The following is a 20,511-nucleotide window of genomic DNA, read 5'->3' on the forward strand; positions in this document are numbered from 1 at the left end:
ATCGTAATCATATACGCTCTGAAAACAAAATAATATGACGCTGTTTTGTTTTTATTGTCATGAATTATGCTAACAGCGTCATCTTTTGTTAGTTTGCTTAGCTGCGGCGCAGAAAAGCATATTCCGCCTGCTCCATCAATTGGAGATTGCGGCTGATCAGCTCGGTACGCTGCTCAACGCTTGCGCGGGAACGCAGATGATCCGGCGGCGTATGCTTCACATAATCGACAAGCTGGTCGATACTCGTTACAGCCGCATGGACTCTTGTATCGGAGGACGCGTAATAAATGTACACTTCGCCGTTAGGCAGCTGCACTGCGCCATTACAAAATACGACATTAGATACATCGCCTATCCGCTCTATTCCTTCCGGCGCCAGCAAATGTCCGCCCGGTGCGTACGTAACCTTGCTCGGATCATTCAAATCCGTCATGAAGGCATACAGGACATAACGAAGACCTGCCGCTGTATTGCGCACACCATGTGCAATATGCAGCCAGCCGTCTGTCGTTTTAAGCGGCGCTGGCCCCTGTCCATTTTTCACTTCTTTAATCGTGTGGTAAAGCTTGCTGTCGACGATTGTTTCTTTGGCGATGACAGCCGGATTCATGCTCTCCGACAAGCCCCAGCCGATACCGCCGCCTGCACCGGTATTAATAAAGCCGTCCTGAGGGCGTGTATAAAAAGCATATTTGCCATCGACAAATTCAGGATGCAGCACGACATTTCGCTGCTGAGGCGATGGCGAAGCAAGATCCGGCAGTCTCTCCCACGTGCGCAAATCCTTCGTGCGGGCAATGCCGCCTTGGGCAACCGCGCTTGACGTATCGCCAGCTGGTGCCTCCGGATCTTTACGCTCGGTGCAGAACAAGCCGTATATCCAGCCGTCCTCATGCTTCACAAGCCGCATATCATACACATTGATATCCGGATCTTCCGTTTCCGGCAGCAGTACCGGATAATCCCAGAAGCGGAAGCCTTCTGCGGGAGAATCACTTTCTGCAACTGCGAAAAAGGATTTGCGGTCTGCGCCTTCTACGCGAACCATCAAATAAAACTTGCCATCCAGCTCAATGGCTCCCGGATTGAAGGCGGCATTAACACCGATCCGCTCCATTAAATACGGATTTGTCTCCGGGTCCAAATCATAACGCCAGTATAGAGGCGTATGCTCATTTGTAATAACGGGATGCTCAAATCTTGCAAATACACCATTGGACTGCTGAGCTTGCTTATTAGGCGCATCAAGCAGCTGCTCATGCCGTTCCGATATTACTTTAAGCTGTTCCAACCATTGATTCATAAGAGCCTCCTAATGATTTATATCCATTTTATTTATGTTCATTAATTGTTAATGGCATTAATCTTAATTCGTGTCAGCCGCTCGATCGCTTCGAAGCACGCCCGGCTATTGTGATAGGGGCATTTCCATGGATCGATTTTTGGATAGCTTTCATCGGCAACACCTTCGCGGGATACTTGCCAATGCCATTCGCCCATTTCCTTGTCGGATACGTAAGCGATGATGAACTGCCAGCTGCTCCAGGCGGCATCCAAATACCGCTGCTCCTGCGTCAGCTCATAAGCATTTAGAAAGCCAACCATCGTTTCCGCCTGTGGCCACCAATCCTTCGCTGCATCCAGATGTCCGTCTCCATCAGCTTCATTATAAATGCCGCCATCCGCATCTACGCCCTCGGCAAGCGTGACGTGAGCCATTTGAATAGCCGCTTCCCTTACGCGTTCCTCAAGTCGCTTATCGCCCAGCACCTCAGCCGCTTCCCACAGCAGCCAGCTTCCTTCAATATCATGGCCGTACGATATGTGGCGGGATTTGGAGTTCCATTCATCATCAAAAAACAGCTTAAAATGATGGCTTTGTGGATCAATGATATAATCCAGATGCAGTTCAATGAGCGTCTTCAGCTTGTCGCGAAGCCCTTCCGGCTTCCATACCCGATACAAATTCGTATAAGCTTCCAGCACATGCAAATGCGTATTCATCGATTTCCGTTCGTTGAGATCCTTGCCGCTAAGGCTCAAATCGTCCGTTTCCTGCCAGTTCTGCGCCAGCGCTTCAATATAGCCGAGATGAACGGGATCAAATGCATGCTTCTCCAGCAATCTGTAGATTTCTTCTGCCCACGGCAGCACGTCCTGCTTGCCTGTAGCCCGTACATATTCTGCTAATGCATAAATAACGAATGCCTGCCCGTATACTTGCTTTTTCGTCTGAACCGGCTGTCCGCCCTTATCGACCATCCAGTACAAACCGCCATACTCTTGATCGTGAAAATGTTCCTGCAGCGCACCCAACGCACGCTCGGCCATTTGCAAATATGGCGCTTCCTTATAAATGCGGTACGCCGACGAGAATGACCATAAAATCCGTGCATTCAGCACAAGGCCCTTATCTGCATCTTCCGAAACGACCCCGTCGCTTGCCATATAACCGATAAAGCCGCCATTCGTCTCATCTACCGCATGCTTCATCCAGAAGCCAAGAATTTGTTCGCGGACTTCCTCCGTCAGCGATTTTTGCCATTGCACGAAATCCAGCATGTTTTGCGTTCCTGTAACGTTGTTCATTTTGCCTTCGCCTCCCTAGCCTACCGGCTGTCCTTGTCCCTTGGCATAGAAGGAGCGGATAACCGCTGCCGAACGTTTGCCATACATGCAATAATCATCGTTGGCGCCAGCGTCTTTTGCATCATACAGCTGAGCCGGCCAATCCCACAGCATGTAGCCGAGCATCCAGTCGCGTTTGGCACAAGCCGCGAACATCGCTTCATAATAACGCTCCTGTTCAACTTCTGACGGTGCGCCTGGAAGCGACCAGTCATTTGGTTTTGCAGCCGAGCCTTCACGGCTAGGACAGCCTGCCTCCATGAAGAAAAACGGCTTGTTCCACTTGGCGATGCCTGCTTCTATGCGATCAAGCTGCTCCTCGAATTGATCGATCGGATAATAGCCGCTGGACGAAATAATATCGACGGCATCCCACCAGCCCACTCGCTCCTCTTGATATTTATCGCAGTTGTAAGTAATAGGTCCGCTGTATAGCGTTCGCACCACGGCAATTAAATTACGCCATTCCTGCTCGCGTTTGTCCGTCTGCACCATTTCGCAGCCGATGCAGAACATTTCACAGCCCTCTTCCTCGGCTATCGCTGCATAATAGGCAATGAATTTCCCGTAGGAAGCGAACCATTCTCCCCAGCTTGGCTCTCCTGGCGTATCCTGATCGAAGAAGCCGATATGCGCCCGCCACGTGCCATTTCCCACATTGACTACCGGCTTGAGGCATACTTTCATACCGTAGCTTTTTGCCTCACGAATCGCCCAGCGGATTTCCTCATCACTGACCGTCGGCTCGCTCCAATAGGGAATTTCTGTCGATTGCGGCGTATCCTGAACCGCTGCGAACGCAATCGCCGTCCAGTTTGCGTTCAGCTTGGCCATTTCAGCGATGGAAGCCGCCGCCGCAGGTTCTGCCCACGTACCACGAACTCCCGTCCATCCCCATGTCATTCCAAAAACCTGCTCATTCCACTGCCGCAAGTGTGTTTCCCCCTTCAATTCACTATCCATATATTTTTTATAATCTGGTTATTTGACTGCACCGCTCGTTACCCCGGCAAAAATAAACTTTTGCATTGATAGGAAAATCGCAACCGTCGGGATGAAAATAATTAAAATGCCTGCGGAAATGACGTTCAGCTGGGCGGCATTCGGCCCGACGAAGGCATAAATAGCCGTCGATACAACCTTAAGCTTCTGGCTCGGCATATATAGATAAGGCGTATAGAAGTCATTGTAAATCGAGATCGTCTTCAAAATAACGAGCGTCGCTGTTGCTGGCCCGAGCAGCGGGAAAATAATTGAACGATAAATTTTAAACAGCGATGCGCCTTCCATCATCGCGCTTTCATCCAAATCACGTGGGATACTGTTGACGAATTGCAAATAGATGACGATTTGCAGCACATCGGCTCCCAAATAAAGAATGATTGGCGCACCCATCGTGTTGTAAAGCGAGAAATACTTAATGACACTAAATGTAGCGACCTGCGTCGTTACCATTGGAATGACCTGAGCAACGAGGTACATGCCCATAATTCCTTTTTTCAGCTTAAAATCAAACCGGCCCAGCGCGTACGCCACCATCGTGCCGAACATAATGTTGCCCGCTACAGCGATGACCAGAATAATCGCAATATTGCGGAAGCCGAGCCCAAGCTTGCCGATGTCGAACACCTTTTGAAAATTATCAAAGTTCAAGAGATTTGCCGGCAAAGCAAGGCCGGATTGATAATACTCGACCTGTGTCTTAAACGCCCCAGTTACAATAGAGTACAGGGGGAACAAGACGACGAACAGCGCAAGAACCAGCGTCACATATTTGAAAATCGTAAATAATGATGAACCTTCTCTACTCTGTCCCATCCTCTATTCCCCTCCTTTGAACAAAAATTTGCGCTGAATAACGATAAATAGCAGTACCATCATAAGCAGGACAACCGCCATCGCCGAGGCAAGGCCGAAGTTTTGATATTTGAATGCCGTATCCACCGTCTTGATGACGAAGGTCGACGTATCGTTCGCACCTAGCAGCATGACATAAGGAATATCGAAAGCTTCGAGCGCCCCTGTCAGCGTTAAAATAAGCATGAGCTCCAGCACTTTGCGTATGCTTGGCAGCGTTATGAACCTGAACTTCTGCCAGCCTGATGCGCCATCGATAGAGCCTGCTTCATACAAATCGTCAGGAATCGACTGCAAGGCGCCGATGAAAATAACCATATTCAGCCCCATATACTTCCACATAGAGATGAAGGCAAGCGAGAAGTTGACCAAATGCTTATCGCCCAGCCAGCTTTGCTGCCACGATTCAAGTCCGATCGCCCCAAGCAGCGTATTTAGCGAGCCGTATTCCACATGGTAAACGTTTTTGAACATAATGACCGTTGCTACGCTATGCAGCACATACGGCAAAAACAGAATGACTCGAAATCCATTTCGTCCCCGCAGCTTGCCCGTCAATATGACGGCAAAATAGAGGGAAAAGACGACTTGAATTAAACCCCCGATGAAATAATAAGCATTGTTTTTAAGCGCTCCGAATACTTCGGGCTTTGTGAAAATCTCCTTGTAGTTGTCGAGGCCAATAAAATTCATGTCCCAGCCAAGACCGCTCCAATCCGTCAAGCTGTAATACAGCAAAGATACGGCCGGGTAATAGGAGAAGGTCAGCGACAGAAGCACGGGAATTGTCAAAAACCCGAACAAAATTAAATATCGCTGCGTTTTGTAAGAGAACTGATGCATAAGGCCACCCTCGCTTTCTTTTAATGAACACCGTTGTTAGCGTTTTCATCATTATAGGAGAAGCTGGCCCCGATTATAATGGTCTTTGTTATGTTTTATTGTCTTCAATTTGGATAACGGGCACCTAACTTTCTTTACCTAACTTTATCGCGATATTCCTTCGGTGTTAGGCCGGTCATTTTTTTGAATACTTTAGTGAAATAAGCTGGATCGGCATACCCTACCCGCTCGCCGACCATATACGTTTTGAGTCCCTGCTCCTGGCGCAGCAGCTGCTTCGCCGCCTCGATTCGCACGGAAATCATATAGTCGGTAATCGTCTCGCCCGTCTCCGTCTTGAACAGCTTGCTTAAATAGCTTGGCGTCAAATAAACAATATCCGCAAGGCGCTGCAATTCAAGCTCCTCGGTAAAATGCTGCTGAATATACGATTTGACTTTATCTATGGCTCTGTTATCTGAACGCGCGCTGCCTAGCAAAGCGCTAATCTCCTCTATTCCAGCCCGCAGCCCTTGGGCGAAAGCTTCCCAATTTTCGCTCGCCTCAGGATCTATCGGCATATTCACCTGCCCATATTCAAGCTGGACGCTGCGTTTTTTCAGCTCCTCGGCAACATGAGCGCTAATGCCAAAGCAAGCCTCTTGCAGCTCCTTCCAGCAAATGCGCTGGGCAGCAGCCTCTTGCAGCCACCCATCAAATGCCGCCTGAGCCAAGGCAAAATCATTCATTTGCAGCGCCGGCAGCAGCTCCTTGCCCACGATATGCGTCAAACGCAGCAAATGATCAACAGGCGCGACACGGCTAACAGCGCCGGAGCAACAGCGCGGCTCCGTATTGTACCAAGCATGCTGATAGGCGGAAAATGCTTCGCTGTAGGCATGCGTTAGCCAGCTGCTGCCGCGAAAAATGCTGCTGAAGCCTACTTTTGCCCGCGTAAAGGCAGGCAGTCGCTGGAGCAGCGTAACGGACAGCTCCCTGACGGTTTCGGCATGATCGGAATCGTGAATGGCGATAAGGATAACCCGTTTACCGCCTTCACCCGTAATAATTATTTTTTCGCGCAGCCAGTCGGCCATGAACCGCTCCAGCTGAATTTCGTTTAACTCAGGGGCAGTCGTTAATAACAGCACCGCATAGTGGTGTAGAAACAGAGGCAGCTGATCGAGCGTTCCGCACACATCCTCCACGACATAGGAGGGCAGCTGCTTCTCATCCGCATAAACCAGCAGGCTAATTAAATCGCCAGATTCGAGACGGCTGCGGCTGCGCTCCTGCTTAACCTTGCTGTTCACCTTGGCGAGCAGGCGAATCAGCTCATCGAGGTTTACTGGCTTTAACAAATAATCCTCTGCTCCCTGACGCAGCGACTCCCTGGCATATTCAAAATCATTAAAGCCGCTCAGCACAGCAAATTTAATATTTTTACCGAGCCTCTTTACTTTGGCAATGAGCTGAAGCCCCGTCATTTGCGGCATTTTAATATCCGTCAGCACAAAATCGGGATTAATATGATCAAGCTGATCCAGCAGTTCCTGCCCGCTGCCATATGCGCCAACAATCCGGTATTCCTCGCCTGCCTGCTCAATCAGCTTGCATAGCCCCAGTCTAATCCGCTCCTCGTCGTCTACGACAACTATATCCATCGTTGCCACTCCTTCCTTTTCCCCGTGCTTTTTCATTCATTCTCCTGCGATCACTAATTGTCCAGCTCCAGCGGCATCCGAATCGTTACCTGCGTTCCCTTCCCCTGCTCGCTGTCGATCGTTAAGCCGTAGCTGACACCAAAACGCAGCTTCAAGCGCTCATGCACATTGCGCAGTCCAATGCCTCTTCCGCTTGGCTCTGGCGGTTCAGAAGCAGACAAGGCATTGCGCACCCGAAGCAGCTGTGCTTCCTCCATTCCACAGCCGTCATCGGCAACGGTAAACCACTGCTCTCTACCAACGATTCGCCAGCCGATGCTAATGAGCATCGGCTCCCCCGAATCCTCATACGCGTGATTGACAGCATTTTCAACAAGGGGCTGAAACAGCAGCTTCATAACACGTATGCCCCAGGCTGCTTCTCCTTCCGGAAGCTCCAATTGAAACCGATCACCGAAGCGGTCGTTGATCAGCCGCATATACATGCGCAAATGCTCAAATTCCTGGCTCGCCGTCACCATTTCATCACCTGCATGAATGCTGTACCTGAGCTGCTGCCCTAGAAGCTGAACCATTTCGGCTACCTCAGGATCATCGTTCAGCACGGCGGTCATCCGAATGGACTCAAGCGTGTTGTATATAAAATGAGGATTAATCTGGCGCTGCAAGCTCTCCAGCTCAATCTGGTTTTTACGCTGCTCGATGCGGTAAATGTTTTCAATCAGCAGCTGGATTCTCGCCATCATGCGGTTAAAGGCATTACCGAGCATACCGACCTCATCGCGGCGCCGCACCGGAAAGGCGACATCGAGATTGCCGGCCTGCACCTGCTTCATCAGCTTCACCATTTCGCGCATCGGCTTCGTCAGCGCAAAAATCAGCACGAACGAAATGAGCAGTGCCAGCGTCATAATAGCGATCGCTGCCGCTCCCGTATAATTACGCGTCTGAATCGCTTCGGCCTCCACCTGCTCCTTCGGAATGAGGATCAGTGTGAGCCAGCCGGATTCCTCGGATTTGCGGTAAATCACGAGCTGCTCCTTGCCGTTTTTATCGACGATGTAGCTGCCGTTTTGCCCCTCCGCCTGCTGGAACAGCTCATTGTCGGATAGATTTTCAGCAAGAAAAGCCTGTTCGCTGTCATAGATTACCGTACCCGCCTCATCAAGAATAAGCGTCGTGCCTTTCGTCGTTTCATCGAGATCATTTACGATGTTCTCAATCACTTCAATGCTTGCATCAACCGCAATCATGCCGACGGAGTGGTAGGTGCTGTCGATAATGTTGCGCACAATCGTGAACACATACCGTTTGCGATTGGCATCCCCGCTGACCTCCTGCGTGCTGATCAATACGGGCTTGCCATTTGCAGCAGCAGCGGTTTCATGCCAGCGGTTATAGAATTCAGGTAGATTGGCGCGGACTCCTCCGCTTTTCATCACATAATAGGGATTCCCATATGCATCGAACAAATAGACGCTGCTGGCGCCTTCCTTAATATTGTTCATAAAATAAATGCTGCTTTCGATTTTGCGCTGAATTTGCACCTTCATCTGCATGTTTTTGACGTAATACTGGTCCGGATCGCCGCCTGTCTCGGCATCTACCTGCGAATAGTATTGATTCGATAGCTTCAGCCCCTCCTGAATTTCACCGAGATACGAGGGGATAATCGATATTTTCTTCATATCCTTTGTGTAATCGTCAAGCTTGCTGACCATTTTGTCGGAAATTTCAGCCGCATAGGTGACCGTGTTTTTCTCAATCGTATTCGCATAGCGCAGCGAGGAAATATAGGTAAGCCCTCCGACAGGGATAATAATGAGCAGCACAAACACAATAAACAGCTTCGCTTCCATGCGGGTCGACGGAAACCTTGTCCAGCGGCGCAGCCAAAACTTGGATTCACTCATAACGTTCGCACCTTAGCTTTGCGTCATGGAAATAGAAGTTGATTCCCGCATCACAAAATCGCCAGAAAGCAGGATTTTCTCCTGTGGACTGCCGGGATGCACCAGCCTGCGCAGCAGCATTTCGACAGCGCGACGTCCGAAAGCCTCCTTCTGCACATCGACGGTGCTGAGCGTAGGCTTGGACCAAGCCGCGTCCTCGATATTGTCAAAGCCGACAACAGAGCATTCGCCCGGTACAGCAACGTTTAATTTAGCCAACACCGTCATCATGCAGATGGCGATGGAATCATTGGCGCATATGAAGGCGGTCGGCAGCACTGCCTCCTGAACCATTTTTTTCACAATCAGCTCCAGCGCCTCGGTCATTTCCGAGCGGTTATTTCCCTCAAACGTCAACAGTGCAGACTCCTGCTCTTGCACGAGTCCATGCTCCTCCAGCATGGAGCTATACCCAAGAAAACGGTCAAGAAAGCTGCGCGAATAGTGGGTATTCCCGACAAATTGCAGCTTGCGATGACCACAGCCAATTAAATAATTGGTCACTCTGCGCATGCACTCCATATTGTTCATAAAGAGCGTATCCGACGGAATCAGCGGGTCTTCGTGATCCACCAGCACGAAAGGAATGCCGAGACTGCGAATTTCCAGCAGCATTTGCGAGGAAATCAGACCCACGCCAATAATGCCGCGAATGCTGCTCGGATTGATAAATTGGGAGAAATGATTTTTAAACTGCTCGGTAATCATCATCGTGCCCATTTCCCGCTCCTCCAGCTCCATCGTAATGCCATCCATAATTTTCCCCCAGAAAAAAGAGTCCCTCGTCTGGTATCTCACGTTCGGCACGAGTAAAATAACGGTATCACGTGTTTGTCGCTCGCTTGATTTGTCGCTGCTTAAGCTGGCGGAAGGGGCTTTGAGCTTCTGTCCCGCAAAATAGCCCAGCTGCGTGGCGACGCTAACAATTTTCTCCCGCGTTTCCGCACTGACACCCGGTTTTCCTGAAAGCGCTTTAGAAACAGCGAATTTTGAAACATTTAAATAGTCAGCAATTTGCTGCATCGTCACTTTGTTAGCCATAGCGCACATCCTTCAGTTAAAATAGAGTTTCGGTTAGTTTTGTTAGGTTTCTTTAAACGTTTATAAGCTAACATTAGCATATGAATGACTTCGTGAAAAGCTCGTTTGTAAAATAAAAAAAGACCCGCTTCATCAGCGGATCAAAAACGATTAATTCAGCCTCTCAGCAGCACTCTATTATATATAGAAGAAACAAGTTTGAAAACAAGCCTTTGCCTGGTCTAATTGCTAGCTTAATTGCTTGAGCATTTTACTTGAAACCTCGATATTAACCGCATGCGGAACCGACTGCGGTCCCTGCTTCATACTGCGGCTGTTAAGGACGAGATAACGAAGCGATACCGCCTGCAAGGACAAGCCCAAATCCATCGTCTCGACAGGATTGCCGCCTCCTCCTGCCAAATTCAGCATTTCTCCGCGCGTTAGCAGCATTAAACGTCTGCCATCTGGCATTTCGAACTGCTCGATATGCTCTGTGATCCTATCGCTCGAAGCCGCCGTTTCGCGAAGCCCTGCCAAATCCATTTCCCATGAAAAATGTCCGGCATTTGCCAAAATAGCGCCATCCGACATTTTCGCAAAATGCTCCTTGCCGATAATATCCGGTCTTCCTGTTACGGTGATGAACACTTGTCCACTCGCTAACGTCTGATTGTCAAGCCCTGCTACCTTAAAGCCATCAAGAGCAGCTTCAAGCCCAGCGATCGGGTCACGCTCCACGACAACAACCTGGCTGCCCAGATTGCGCAAATATTTAGCGATCCCCCTGCCGCATGCCCCATAGCCGATAATAACGAAGCGGCGTGTCGGCAGCAGCAAATTCGTTGTGCGCATAAAACCCTCAATAATGGTTTGGCCTACGCCATGCTCATTTTCCATTATTTTTTTCAGTGGGCTGTCATTAATGACGATAACAGGCACCGGAAACTGTCCGCCCAAATCCTCACGAAGCAAATTCGCTCCCGTCGTCGTCTCTTCTGTACCGCCGATCAAGCGCGACGTATCAAAATGTTTAGCCATTTTGATCGCAAGATCCGCTCCATTATCCATGAGCAAATCCGGATCGTGCCCCAGCACCTGATGAATATTTTCCAAATGGCGGGCGCGGTCATCGCTGCGCTGTCCATACACAACAATGCCTTCGGCTTTCATCGCCGCAGCGACTGCATCCTGAGTCGTTCCCGGACTGCCGGTAATGACTACCTTCGCGCCGCCTGCCTGAAGGGTGCGGCACAGCACCGCGGTCTTCGGCTCAACATGAATGCAAATTCCAATTGTGAGGCCAGCAAACGGCTGCTTTTCCGCAAAATCCTCACGCAGCTCACGCAGCAGGCTCATATGGAGCTCAGCCCAATGAATGCCCTTCCGACCCTTTGCGATTTGCTCTTCGTTAGTTAATGCTACTGCTTGCTGCAAGCCCATTCCCCATTTCCTAAAACTAAATCTAAACCTAAAATGCCGCCTTTAAAACGTCGCCTGATTGCTGCTGTTCAGCTTTTGCTCAATCCACTGCTTGCTTTGCCTGGTAAAGAGCAGCCGTCCTTTTTTTACGACGAATAGCTTCTCTTCTTTAAGCATCTTCATAATCCGATTAACACTGCGTACCGCAACGCCAAGCTGCCTCGCTATCTCATCACGGGTGGCGACAAGCTCATACACGGGCTTTTTCTGAAAATCAGCATGCTGCAGCGCCTCGTAAAAATAGGCCAGCAGCTTCTGCTGCATCGAATAAAAATTGTTTTCGAGCGTCTTTCTCCCCTGCTGGAACAGCTTGTTCGCGAGCTGGTCGTTCAACCGGTGCAGAAAAGCGGGACTGTTGATGACCCACTTTTTGAAACGCTGCTTGTCGATGGCAAGCAGCGTAGACTCGCGTGTCGTTTCGACCTGATTAATAAACGGCATATCAAGGCTAATCTCGATATCACCGATGACGTCTCCCGGCATCAACATGGCGAGCCGGAACATTTTTCCGTCGGATAGCTTTCGTTCTACGGCAAGTTCGCCAGAAATCAAAATATACACATAGACCATGTCGCTGCCTTGATCGCATACCGTCTCGCCCGGATGAAAGCTGCGCACTTCCCAGCAATTCTGCACCTGCTCCGGAAGCTCGTCAAACATTTCCTTCAGCCAGCCATGTCCCTGAATAATCCGCTCAATGGAATCTGTACGCAATATGCCACCCTCTTCGCTATCGCTCATCCTAAGTTACTCTAATGTAAACCTATTTTACCCTTTTAAAAAGGACATAAGTCCTTTTTGGCAAAGTTTTTGCAGCCGTCATTCGCCCTCATTCGGAATGCTGTGCCCTACATGGCAATAAGGCAGCAAAAAAGCCGCGAATAATCGCGGCTTTCTCAAACTTTTAGACGGAGGTCGAAGCTTTCATGCTGCTGATCTTCGCAGATTTATAGAGATTTATACTAGTTCAGCGCACCCAAAATGCGGTCGCATAGATCCATCGTGCCAATGTTGTCGCGTCCGCTCGAATTCGGCGTCAATTTCTGCTTGCTGCAAGCGATAAAATGGGCCATTTCACCGATAAAGCCGCGCGTGTAAAGGTCGCCAAAGCAGCCGGACATCGTGGAAAGCGACGGCATCAGCACCGTTGTTTCCTCGGACAGCGTCTGGAACGACGAGGTGCCGGGCAAAGGCGACTTGTGGATCGACAGCTTTTTGGAATCTTCCGCTACGGCATGACCATTATCGAAAGTGACCAGCACGCTTTCGCTTTCGCTCGACCATGCGGTCATGCCAGCAAAATAGACACTGCCGGAAATACCGTTTTCGAATTTCAAAGAAAACGATTGGGATATATTTTCGCCCAAATTGTTGTTAAAGCCTGCAACCTGCGCTACTTCGCCAAACAAGCCGCGTATGAGATCAACGAGATGGATTGCAGCCAGCTTCAGAAACTGCTCCTCGGTTTTGCTAAAGCCTGTACTATCGCAAGCAAAACGAATTTGGAACGAACGCGCCGTGCCAAGTTCTCCTGATTCAATCAGCTCCTTGAGCTTCAGATACACGGGGGCATAACGTTTCATAAAGCCGACCATCAGCACGACGCCAGCTTCTTCAGCGGCTTCCGCAATGCTTGTCGCTTCTTCCGCAGTCCAGCCGAGCGGCTTGTCGACAAATACATTTTTACCAGCTTTAATGCAGTCCATGACGATTTCTGTTTGATCACCCGGCTGGGCCACAACGACTACGCCGTCAAACTCTTCGTTTTGCAGCATTTGCTTGTAGTCATCGTACGGTGTGCCCCTGCTGCCGAAGCGTGTAAGTGCTGCTTGTGAACGCTCCAGGCTGCGGGTGGATACCGCTACAATTTCAGCCCCTGCTTCTACTGCGGACGGAAAAATATTCGTCGAGGCATGAAAGCCTGCACCGATAAAACAAAGTTTTGCTTGGCTCATTTTTTGTCGCTCCTGTTCAATTGTCTAATTTTGCAAAGGAAAGTTCATCATATCGACAACGACATTAGCACATTACCCCGCTTCTAGACAAGCAAGCCGGAAAAATATTTTATTTTCCCCAGCCCTAAAATGGAATTAACAGGTAATAATTCATGTCAAAACATTTATATTGACTTGAAAATCAGAGTTCAGTATGATTGCTTCTTAGAACGAGTGTATCGGCACGCGTAAATGAGAAAGGAAGAAAAATAAATGTTAGATTTAGGGTTATTGATCATTCGTTTAGTAATTGGTTTGATTATGATTGGGCACGGGTGCAAGAAGCTGTTTGGCTGGTTCGGCGGCGAGGGCATTCAGGGTGCATCTGGTTTTTTCGAATTGATTGGCCTTCGCCCCGGCGCCATAATGGTCGCTTGTGCTGGAATTGCCGAGCTGCTGGGCGGTTTATTATTCGCTTCTGGCCTATCGGTAGTTGCTGGAGCTATTTTGCTTATTGCTACGATGGTGGTTGCTATCGCAAAAGTACATTGGAGCAAGGGACTATGGTCCGTCAACGGTGGATTCGAGTACAATCTGGTCATGATCGCTGCGCTGCTTGGCGTTGCGCTAGCTGGTGCAGGCGCTTATTCCGTTAGTGCGTTAATGTAATCGTTTTACAATAGGCAGTCATTTTATTTATTCTTCGCCCAGCACTCTGTTTAAACAGAGCGCTGGGCGATTTTCTTTTTGCTCATGCGAATTAATAGGGATTTTGTCGTTAAAGATATACATATAAGGACAAGTGGACACATGGAAGTCACAGCCGCCTGTTACATTGTTATCCTGCAAGTAAAAAAGATTTCATTCATCAAGGGGCTGATTGACATGAACAAAAACTGGCTGCCCTCCCTCTGTACCTTATTGAACCTGGGAGCTGGGACATTGTCTTTACTTTTTACGATAAAAGGTGAGTATAAGCTTGCTCTCGCTATGGTTATGACGGCAGCTTTATGGGATGTACTCGATGGACTGCTTGCCAGGTGGCTTCATTGCATGAGTGACTTCGGCAAACAGCTGGACTCGCTGGCTGACCTGGTCTCCTTCGGAATTGCACCTGTATTTCTGGTCCTGCTGTACAAGCTGGAAGGTTCATTGTGGCTGGGGCCGATTGCCGCCGTATTATTTTTAGCTTGTGGCGCACTGCGCCTGGCGAGATTCAATATACATGGCCAAGTTAAAGGTTTTGTTGGTCTGCCGATTACAGCAGCAGGGGTTATTTTAGCGCTTGCTCCTATTTTAAATAGTCAAATGAAGCCCGCTGCTGCTCTTACCTTAATGGGTCTGCTCTCTGTCTTAATGGTCAGCCGAATTCCATTTCCCGCTTTCAAAAAAGACTACGCAAGGAAGTGAGCCGGTTATGACTTTTGCCATAGAAATGATTTCTCAGTACGGGTATTATGCCGTCTTTGGACTGCTTGCTCTCGGCATTATTGGGCTTCCGGTTCCAGATGAATTATTAATGTTATTTATCGGATATTTATCCTCGATTATGGTATTAAATTATTCTATGTCTTTGCTGGTCAGTTTCATGGGAGCAATAACAGGCATGCTTTTAAGCTATACCCTCGGCAAAACATTTGGACAGCCTTTAATCGACAAGCACGGCAAGTGGGTCGGCCTCACAACAAAACGTGTTGAAAAGGTAAAGGGCTGGTTTGCCCGCTTTGGCATATGGACGTTGTTTTTCGGGTATTTCATTCCCGGTGTCAGGAGCATGACCAGCTACATTTCCGGCATTACATCGATGCCTTTCCGTAAATATTTGTTCATTACGAGCCTTGGCTCACTCGCATGGGTGCTTATTTTTGTCACGATCGGCTATTTTCTAGGCGCCAGCATTAAATTTTAAATCAATCATTAAATTTCAAATGAAAACAAATAAGCCCCAACAGAAGAACTTTCTCTTCGGATGGGGCTTTTCGGCTGCTGTAAAAAATAACGGTTGACCTTCACGCGCCGTCAAGGTGTACGATGAATTTGTGAGGAGGTGAGCAAATGGAATATACCATTCAGAAGCTAGGCTATTTGGCCGGCGTCAGCACGAGAACGCTGCGTTATTACGATGAGATTGGGATATTGAAGCCGGCTCGCATCAACTCTTCGGGGTACCGGATTTATGGTCAGGCCGAGGTTGATCTGCTCCAGCAAATTTTATTTTACAAGGAGCTTGGCGTCAGCTTGGAGGAAATTAAAGCAATCATTACGTCGCCGAATTTCGATGTTCATGCGGCATTGCGGGAGCATCGCAGCAAGCTGCTTGAGCGCAGGCAGCAGCTGGATCAGCTCATTGCCAATCTCGACCATACATTATTGCAGAAGGAAGGGAAACAAACGATGAACGATAAGGAAAAGTTTGCAGGCTTCAAGCAGCAAATGCTGGACGACAATGAGGTGAAATACGGCGAAGAAATCAGGGCCAAATATGGAGAAGAAGCCGTCAACCGTTCAAACGATGCTATAAAAAACATGACAGAAGCGCAGCATGCTGAAGTCGAAAAGCTCGGCGAGGAGGTGCTGACGACACTGGCGGCGGCCTACCTGACAGGCGATCCTGCCGGCGAACTAGCACAAAAAGCAGCTGATTTGCACAAGCAATGGCTAAGCTTCTACTGGGGCAGCTACTCGAAGGAAGCACACGCAGGCGTTGCCCAAATGTACGTTGATGATGAACGCTTCACTGCCTACTATGATGAAAAGCAGCCTGGTTCAGCTGCATTTTTACGCGATGCGGTGCTCGTTTATACGGGACAATCCTCTTAATCCATTGAAAAAAGGACGGCACCTTGGGCTTATAAAGCCGGTATGCCGTCCTTTCGCTTTCTAGAAAGCCAGTCGAAAAAGTCCGCTATATGCTCTCGTTAGCGTTCAGCTCTTTAGCTGCAATTTGCCCAGAGAGCTGCTCCACTAACTGCTCGATCCGCATACCCTTCTGCTCATTCATACCGCGCCTGCGAACAGAAACAGTCCCTTCGCTTACCTCTTGGTCCCCGATGACGAGTGTATAGGGCACCTTCGCCAGCTGCGCCTCCCGAATTTTGTAGCCAAGCTTTTCGCTGCGAGCATCAACTTGCACACGAATGCCTGCTTTCAGAAGCTGCTGCTTGACTTGCATCGCATAATCCAAATGTACGCTTGAAACAGGCAGCAGCTTCACTTGAACTGGAGCCAGCCACAGCGGAAATGCGCCGCTGAAATGCTCTGTCAATATGCCCATGAACCGATCGATGGAGCCATATACGGCGCGATGGATGACGACAGGACGATGCTTCCCCCCATCCTCGCCGATATAAGTCAAATCAAACTTTTCAGGCATTTGAAAATCAAGCTGGATTGTTCCGCATTGCCAGCTGCGGCCAAGCGCATCGCGAATATGGAAGTCAATTTTCGGCCCATAAAATGCGCCATCCCCTTCATTGAGCATGTAAGGGACATTTTGCTGAACCAGCACATTTTTTAGCGCCCCCTCCGCTTGATCCCATAATTGTGCAGAGCCCATGGAATCGGCCGGCCTTGTGGACAGCTCTACACGATAAGTAAAGCCGAAGATCGAATAAATATGATCAATGAGCGCCATTACTTTGGCGATTTCCTCCTCGATTTGATCGGGCCGGACGAATAGATGCGCATCATCCTGACAAAACGTCCGCACCCGCATCATGCCATTAAGCGCCCCTGAAAATTCATGGCGGTGCACCTGTCCATACTCGGCAAGGCGGATCGGCAAATCCCTGTAAGATCGCAGCTCGTTTTTGAATATGAGCATATGTCCCGGACAATTCATCGGTTTGAGGGCAAACACCGCATCATCGACATTTGTAAAATACATATTGTCTTTGTAATGCTCCCAATGACCGGACTGCTCCCATAGCCGATTGTTCAGCATCAGCGGCGTACGAACCTCATCATAGGCCCGTTCGCGATGAATTCCGCGTTCCAGCTCTTCCAGCTCATTGCGTATGATCATGCCACCCGGCAAATAAAACGGCATGCCGGGCGCCTCCTCTGAAAACATGAATAACCCCAGCTCCTTGCCCAGCTTGCGGTGATCGCGCTTTTTCGCTTCCTCCAGCATGTAGAGATGCTCCTCCAGCTGCTTATTTTTCGGAAACGCTGTGCCGTAGATGCGCTGCAGCACCTGGTTATTGGAATCGCCACGCCAGTAGGCGCCCGCTGTGTGCAGCAGCTTGAACGCCTTAATCCAGCCTGTAGATGGCAAATGCGGGCCACGGCATAAATCGATAAATTCGCCCTGTTCATAAAGCGAAATAATGGTATTTTCCGGCAAAGCTTGAATCAGCTCGACTTTAAGCGGCTCCTCTAGCTGCGCAAATAGCTGCAGCGCTTCCTCTCGGCTGACTACACGGCGGACGATCGGCAGATTTTGCTCCGCAATCCGAGCCATCTCCTGTTCAATGACTGCGAGCTGTTCATTCGGCAGCGGGCTTGCAATTGCGATATCGTAATAAAAACCGTCGCCTATGACAGGCCCAATTCCGAGCTGGATTTCTTGCTTGCCATACAGCCGCTTCAAGGCCTGCGCCAAAAGATGCGCTGTGCTGTGGCGATAAATTTCCAGCCCCTCCGGACTGTCCAAAATAATAATTTCCACGTCGCTATCTGCCTCAATGGAACGGCTTAAATCAACGGCCTCCCCATTTATTTTGCCAGCGACAGCCTTTTTTCGCAGTCCTGGGCTGATCGATTCCGCCAGTTGTTCAATTGTTGTGCCAGCCGGGTACCTTCTGATTGCGCCATCCGGCAGCTTGATTTGAATGTGATTTTGATATTCGCTCTGATTTTCCATCGCTTGAGCCTCCGCCTCTGCTTATTTAGGAACGCAAAAAAACGCCTCTATCCCGGAAAGGGACGAGTGCGTTCAGCTCGTGGTTCCACCCTTATTCGACCTAATCGCCTGCTTGCCGCAGCCCTTGCTGCAGCACTCTGGATAAAAGGCCCTTATTGGTATCCGTTATCGCGGATAAAGCGGTGAAGCTTACTGTCGCACAAGGGAGCGGGTTCAGCAGCACGGCTGCAAAGGGGTAAAACCATATCCGGTATCCGAAGAAGCTTGCAGCAATCGCTTCTCTCTCTGGGCGGTCCGTAATTGGAATCATGTCTTTGGTCAATGCCTGTTATGAAGATGTAGGTATTATATTACGACTGCCGGTTTAAAAAAGTCAAGCAGAAAAATGTTTTTCGGAGTTTGGCTGGCTTGCACCCACTTTATTTTTCGCGGAAAGCAGTGTAATCCCCATAACCAGCACAATCGCGGCTACAGCAACAAAAGGCAGATGTTTATCCACCTGATATAAGGTCGTGCTCAGAATAGGCGCGATCACAGCGGACACTCCTTGTACCGATGCGACCATACCCGCAACGCCTCCCTGCTGCTCTGGCGAAACGGAAAGCGAAGCGCCCGCCATAAAGCCCGGCATCATCAATCCCGCACCGATTCCGAATATAAAGAAGGCCGTATAAAAACCGATTAAGCTCATAGCAAATAGAAAAATAGCCATGCTGACGAGCAAAAGCAAAGCGCCAGCAAGAATGAGCTGCTTTGGCTGCCATTTTGTATTTTTCATCTGGAGCCCTTGGGTAATAATCATCGCGACTCCACTAAAGATGAGGCCAAGCGATACCATGCGGGCGGTTTCCTGCGTCGTTAAAGCGAGCTGATCCTGAAAATAAAAACCGCCAATGACTTGCAAAGTGACGATGCTCAGCATCGTTGCAAGCCCAGCGAACAAATAGAGACGAAGCCCTTTGGCGAATGGATTAACTTTGGGCGGCTTCGCTCGAATGACAGGTTTATGAGCGGGAATTAACAAGAGGACGACGACAAAGGCAATGAGCGGCAGCAGAGCGCCGATATATAGCGGCCACAGCAGTCCAATTAGGACAAAAACACCCGCAATCGCTGGTCCTAACACAAGTCCCAGCCCATTAGCTGCTCCGATTAAGGCCATGCCGGCCGAACGTCCCTTTTCATCAGTCACATCCGCCATGTAGGCTTGGGCCGACGAAGGTACGGCTGGAATAAATAGACCGACCATCGCACGCGCAGCAATCAGCAGCACAACCAGCAGCGTTCCGTTAATCATTTTCGACAGTCCGGCATACATGATGACCGTGAACAGAATATAGCTGACAAACATGCCTAAAAAGCCGATTAAAATGACGGGCTTCCGCCCCAACGCATCGCTTCTTCGTCCCCATACCGGAGCCATCACAGCCATGGCAATGGAGCCTAAGGAAATAATTAAGCCTGAATGCGTTTCGCTCAGTCCCAATTCGCGGATAAGCGGCGGCATGACAGGAGCTATGATCATCAATCCAACCATGGCAACAAAAACGCTAAAAAATATGCTAAGTCTTATTCGTACCATTTTCACCACTTCTCCTTTCGCAGCTGTTGTTTTGGTGCTGCTCTGCTTAAAGCGTAATCCATTGCGAAAATGGTGGCTACCTTAAAACGGATTCTAAATACCGCTAAACGGATTATTATTTTATCACTCATTTCATTTACATTTTGATATATATGGTAATTGATTCATGAAAAGAAATTCAAAAAAAACGATTACAACGTTGGCCGCTTGAGAATAAACAATCTCAGTCCAACTGTCGTAATCGTCTTTTACGTATGGAGATTATAGTTTATCAACTTGCAATAAGGAGATTTTTTTCGTTGTAAATGTGTCCTGCAAACTGGTTTCGCTAATGATGTTTAGTTGCAGCAGACTGGATACCTTTGATGGATCTACTTTGGATACGAGGCGCCAGGCATCAGGCTCTGGAAGTGCTGCAAGCAGCTTCGCCTCATCATATTCCCGCCTCTCCTGTGCGACAATTTTTACTTTATAGCGGCCTACAGTCAGCTCAGCTGCTTCCTGCTCCGCACAATAAGCTAAAATTTCCGTTCGCAGGCTGGCCAGCTCCTGCTCCGTTTCCTTCTGCTTCTGCTTGAGCTGGTAATATTTCTTCACCTTCTCGTTCACTTCATCACGCTCCTTCTACTCCCTATTTATATGCATTAGACACGCTGCTCCATGTCTCGCATAATCTGCTTTTATAAAGTCTTGCCTCATGTTTCCG

General features: G+C 49.1%; 19 protein-coding genes. 4 read left to right on the forward strand and 15 right to left on the reverse strand.

Annotation, left to right across the window (positions count from 1 at the left end):
* Positions 1-97: 97 nt before the first annotated feature.
* The 11 genes from WH37_RS13095 to WH37_RS13145 form a co-directional block, all read right to left on the reverse strand.
* Positions 98-1,303, reverse strand: a complete 1,206-nt coding sequence (locus WH37_RS13095) for a glycoside hydrolase family 130 protein (RefSeq protein WP_046231016.1) — start codon at positions 1,301-1,303, stop codon at positions 98-100.
* A gap of 41 nt (positions 1,304-1,344) precedes the next feature.
* Complete coding sequence (locus WH37_RS13100; protein ID WP_231594220.1) at positions 1,345-2,589, reverse strand: AGE family epimerase/isomerase; 1,245 nt, start codon at positions 2,587-2,589, stop codon at positions 1,345-1,347.
* 15 nt (positions 2,590-2,604) lie between these two features.
* On the reverse strand, positions 2,605-3,531 hold the full coding sequence (locus WH37_RS13105; RefSeq protein WP_231594231.1) for a glycoside hydrolase family 113: 927 nt from the start codon (positions 3,529-3,531) through the stop codon (positions 2,605-2,607).
* A 78-nt stretch (positions 3,532-3,609) separates the two neighbouring features.
* Positions 3,610-4,446: a carbohydrate ABC transporter permease gene (locus WH37_RS13110; RefSeq protein WP_046231018.1), complete on the reverse strand. Its 837-nt coding sequence runs from the start codon at positions 4,444-4,446 to the stop codon at positions 3,610-3,612.
* A gap of 3 nt (positions 4,447-4,449) precedes the next feature.
* Complete coding sequence (locus tag WH37_RS13115; protein WP_046231019.1) at positions 4,450-5,328, reverse strand: carbohydrate ABC transporter permease; 879 nt, start codon at positions 5,326-5,328, stop codon at positions 4,450-4,452.
* A 134-nt stretch (positions 5,329-5,462) separates the two neighbouring features.
* The gene (locus tag WH37_RS13120) at positions 5,463-7,007 is read right to left on the reverse strand and encodes a response regulator transcription factor (RefSeq protein ID WP_231594221.1); all 1,545 of its coding nucleotides are present in this window, start codon (positions 7,005-7,007) and stop codon (positions 5,463-5,465) included.
* Between the two features lie 17 nt (positions 7,008-7,024).
* Entirely contained in the window at positions 7,025-8,884 is a 1,860-nt protein-coding gene (locus WH37_RS13125; protein WP_046231020.1) for a sensor histidine kinase, read from the reverse strand.
* 12 nt (positions 8,885-8,896) lie between these two features.
* Positions 8,897-9,964, reverse strand: a complete 1,068-nt coding sequence (locus tag WH37_RS13130; RefSeq protein ID WP_046231021.1) for a LacI family DNA-binding transcriptional regulator — start codon at positions 9,962-9,964, stop codon at positions 8,897-8,899.
* Positions 9,965-10,192: 228 nt separating this feature from the next.
* Complete coding sequence (locus WH37_RS13135) at positions 10,193-11,386, reverse strand: adenosylhomocysteinase (RefSeq protein ID WP_046231022.1); 1,194 nt, start codon at positions 11,384-11,386, stop codon at positions 10,193-10,195.
* A 42-nt stretch (positions 11,387-11,428) separates the two neighbouring features.
* A complete protein-coding gene (locus tag WH37_RS13140) occupies positions 11,429-12,166 on the reverse strand; it encodes a Crp/Fnr family transcriptional regulator (RefSeq protein WP_046231023.1) in 738 nt (245 codons plus the stop codon).
* 221 nt (positions 12,167-12,387) lie between these two features.
* On the reverse strand, positions 12,388-13,380 hold the full coding sequence (locus WH37_RS13145; protein ID WP_046231024.1) for a Gfo/Idh/MocA family protein: 993 nt from the start codon (positions 13,378-13,380) through the stop codon (positions 12,388-12,390).
* Between the two features lie 252 nt (positions 13,381-13,632).
* Here WH37_RS13145 and WH37_RS13150 point away from each other — a divergent pair, with 252 nt between their 5' ends.
* From WH37_RS13150 to WH37_RS13165, 4 genes are all read left to right on the forward strand, one after another.
* Positions 13,633-14,028 (forward strand): DoxX family protein, encoded by a 396-nt coding sequence (locus tag WH37_RS13150; protein WP_046231025.1) that lies wholly within the window; start codon positions 13,633-13,635, stop codon positions 14,026-14,028.
* Between the two features lie 216 nt (positions 14,029-14,244).
* The gene (gene pssA / locus WH37_RS13155) at positions 14,245-14,769 is read left to right on the forward strand and encodes a CDP-diacylglycerol--serine O-phosphatidyltransferase (protein WP_046231140.1); all 525 of its coding nucleotides are present in this window, start codon (positions 14,245-14,247) and stop codon (positions 14,767-14,769) included.
* Positions 14,770-14,776: 7 nt separating this feature from the next.
* Positions 14,777-15,268 carry a DedA family protein gene (locus WH37_RS13160; RefSeq protein ID WP_046231026.1) on the forward strand — a complete coding sequence of 164 codons (492 nt, stop codon included), beginning with the start codon at positions 14,777-14,779 and terminating at the stop codon, positions 15,266-15,268.
* 146 nt (positions 15,269-15,414) lie between these two features.
* Positions 15,415-16,179: a MerR family transcriptional regulator gene (locus WH37_RS13165; protein ID WP_046231027.1), complete on the forward strand. Its 765-nt coding sequence runs from the start codon at positions 15,415-15,417 to the stop codon at positions 16,177-16,179.
* Between the two features lie 85 nt (positions 16,180-16,264).
* Here WH37_RS13165 and thrS read toward each other — a convergent pair whose 3' ends face one another.
* The 4 genes from thrS to WH37_RS13185 all read right to left on the reverse strand — a co-directional run bounded on the left by thrS (position 16,265) and on the right by WH37_RS13185 (position 20,414).
* The gene (gene thrS / locus WH37_RS13170) at positions 16,265-18,223 is read right to left on the reverse strand and encodes a threonine--tRNA ligase (protein ID WP_046231028.1); all 1,959 of its coding nucleotides are present in this window, start codon (positions 18,221-18,223) and stop codon (positions 16,265-16,267) included.
* A gap of 100 nt (positions 18,224-18,323) precedes the next feature.
* Positions 18,324-18,533, reverse strand: coding sequence for a hypothetical protein (locus tag WH37_RS13175; protein WP_046231029.1), 210 nt, complete (start codon positions 18,531-18,533; stop codon positions 18,324-18,326).
* Between the two features lie 63 nt (positions 18,534-18,596).
* Positions 18,597-19,805, reverse strand: a complete 1,209-nt coding sequence (locus tag WH37_RS13180; RefSeq protein WP_046231030.1) for an MFS transporter — start codon at positions 19,803-19,805, stop codon at positions 18,597-18,599.
* A gap of 261 nt (positions 19,806-20,066) precedes the next feature.
* A complete protein-coding gene (locus WH37_RS13185; RefSeq protein WP_046231031.1) occupies positions 20,067-20,414 on the reverse strand; it encodes a hypothetical protein in 348 nt (115 codons plus the stop codon).
* Positions 20,415-20,511 lie beyond the last annotated feature (97 nt).

The sequence above is a fragment of the Paenibacillus algorifonticola genome (assembly GCF_000971975.1).
GTDB lineage: Bacteria > Bacillota > Bacilli > Paenibacillales > Paenibacillaceae > Pristimantibacillus > Pristimantibacillus algorifonticola.

Excerpts from the sequence above, each read along its gene's own strand:
- WH37_RS13175 (WP_046231029.1), bottom strand. The coding sequence starts at position 18,533 with ATGATTCCAATTACGGACCGCCCAGAGAGAGAAGCGATTGCTGCAAGC.
- WH37_RS13095 (WP_046231016.1), bottom strand. The coding sequence starts at position 1,303 with ATGAATCAATGGTTGGAACAGCTTAAAGTAATATCGGAACGGCATGAG.
- WH37_RS13150 (WP_046231025.1), top strand. The coding sequence starts at position 13,633 with ATGTTAGATTTAGGGTTATTGATCATTCGTTTAGTAATTGGTTTGATT.
- WH37_RS13145 (WP_046231024.1), bottom strand. The coding sequence starts at position 13,380 with ATGAGCCAAGCAAAACTTTGTTTTATCGGTGCAGGCTTTCATGCCTCG.
- WH37_RS13165 (WP_046231027.1), top strand. The coding sequence starts at position 15,415 with ATGGAATATACCATTCAGAAGCTAGGCTATTTGGCCGGCGTCAGCACG.
- WH37_RS13160 (WP_046231026.1), top strand. The coding sequence starts at position 14,777 with ATGACTTTTGCCATAGAAATGATTTCTCAGTACGGGTATTATGCCGTC.
- WH37_RS13100 (WP_231594220.1), bottom strand. The coding sequence starts at position 2,589 with ATGAACAACGTTACAGGAACGCAAAACATGCTGGATTTCGTGCAATGG.
- WH37_RS13120 (WP_231594221.1), bottom strand. The coding sequence starts at position 7,007 with ATGAAAAAGCACGGGGAAAAGGAAGGAGTGGCAACGATGGATATAGTT.
- WH37_RS13130 (WP_046231021.1), bottom strand. The coding sequence starts at position 9,964 with ATGGCTAACAAAGTGACGATGCAGCAAATTGCTGACTATTTAAATGTT.
- WH37_RS13115 (WP_046231019.1), bottom strand. The coding sequence starts at position 5,328 with ATGCATCAGTTCTCTTACAAAACGCAGCGATATTTAATTTTGTTCGGG.
- WH37_RS13125 (WP_046231020.1), bottom strand. The coding sequence starts at position 8,884 with ATGAGTGAATCCAAGTTTTGGCTGCGCCGCTGGACAAGGTTTCCGTCG.
- WH37_RS13140 (WP_046231023.1), bottom strand. The coding sequence starts at position 12,166 with ATGAGCGATAGCGAAGAGGGTGGCATATTGCGTACAGATTCCATTGAG.
- WH37_RS13105 (WP_231594231.1), bottom strand. The coding sequence starts at position 3,531 with ATGACATGGGGATGGACGGGAGTTCGTGGTACGTGGGCAGAACCTGCG.
- WH37_RS13180 (WP_046231030.1), bottom strand. The coding sequence starts at position 19,805 with ATGGTACGAATAAGACTTAGCATATTTTTTAGCGTTTTTGTTGCCATG.
- thrS (WP_046231028.1), bottom strand. The coding sequence starts at position 18,223 with ATGGAAAATCAGAGCGAATATCAAAATCACATTCAAATCAAGCTGCCG.
- WH37_RS13110 (WP_046231018.1), bottom strand. The coding sequence starts at position 4,446 with ATGGGACAGAGTAGAGAAGGTTCATCATTATTTACGATTTTCAAATAT.
- WH37_RS13135 (WP_046231022.1), bottom strand. The coding sequence starts at position 11,386 with ATGGGCTTGCAGCAAGCAGTAGCATTAACTAACGAAGAGCAAATCGCA.
- pssA (WP_046231140.1), top strand. The coding sequence starts at position 14,245 with ATGAACAAAAACTGGCTGCCCTCCCTCTGTACCTTATTGAACCTGGGA.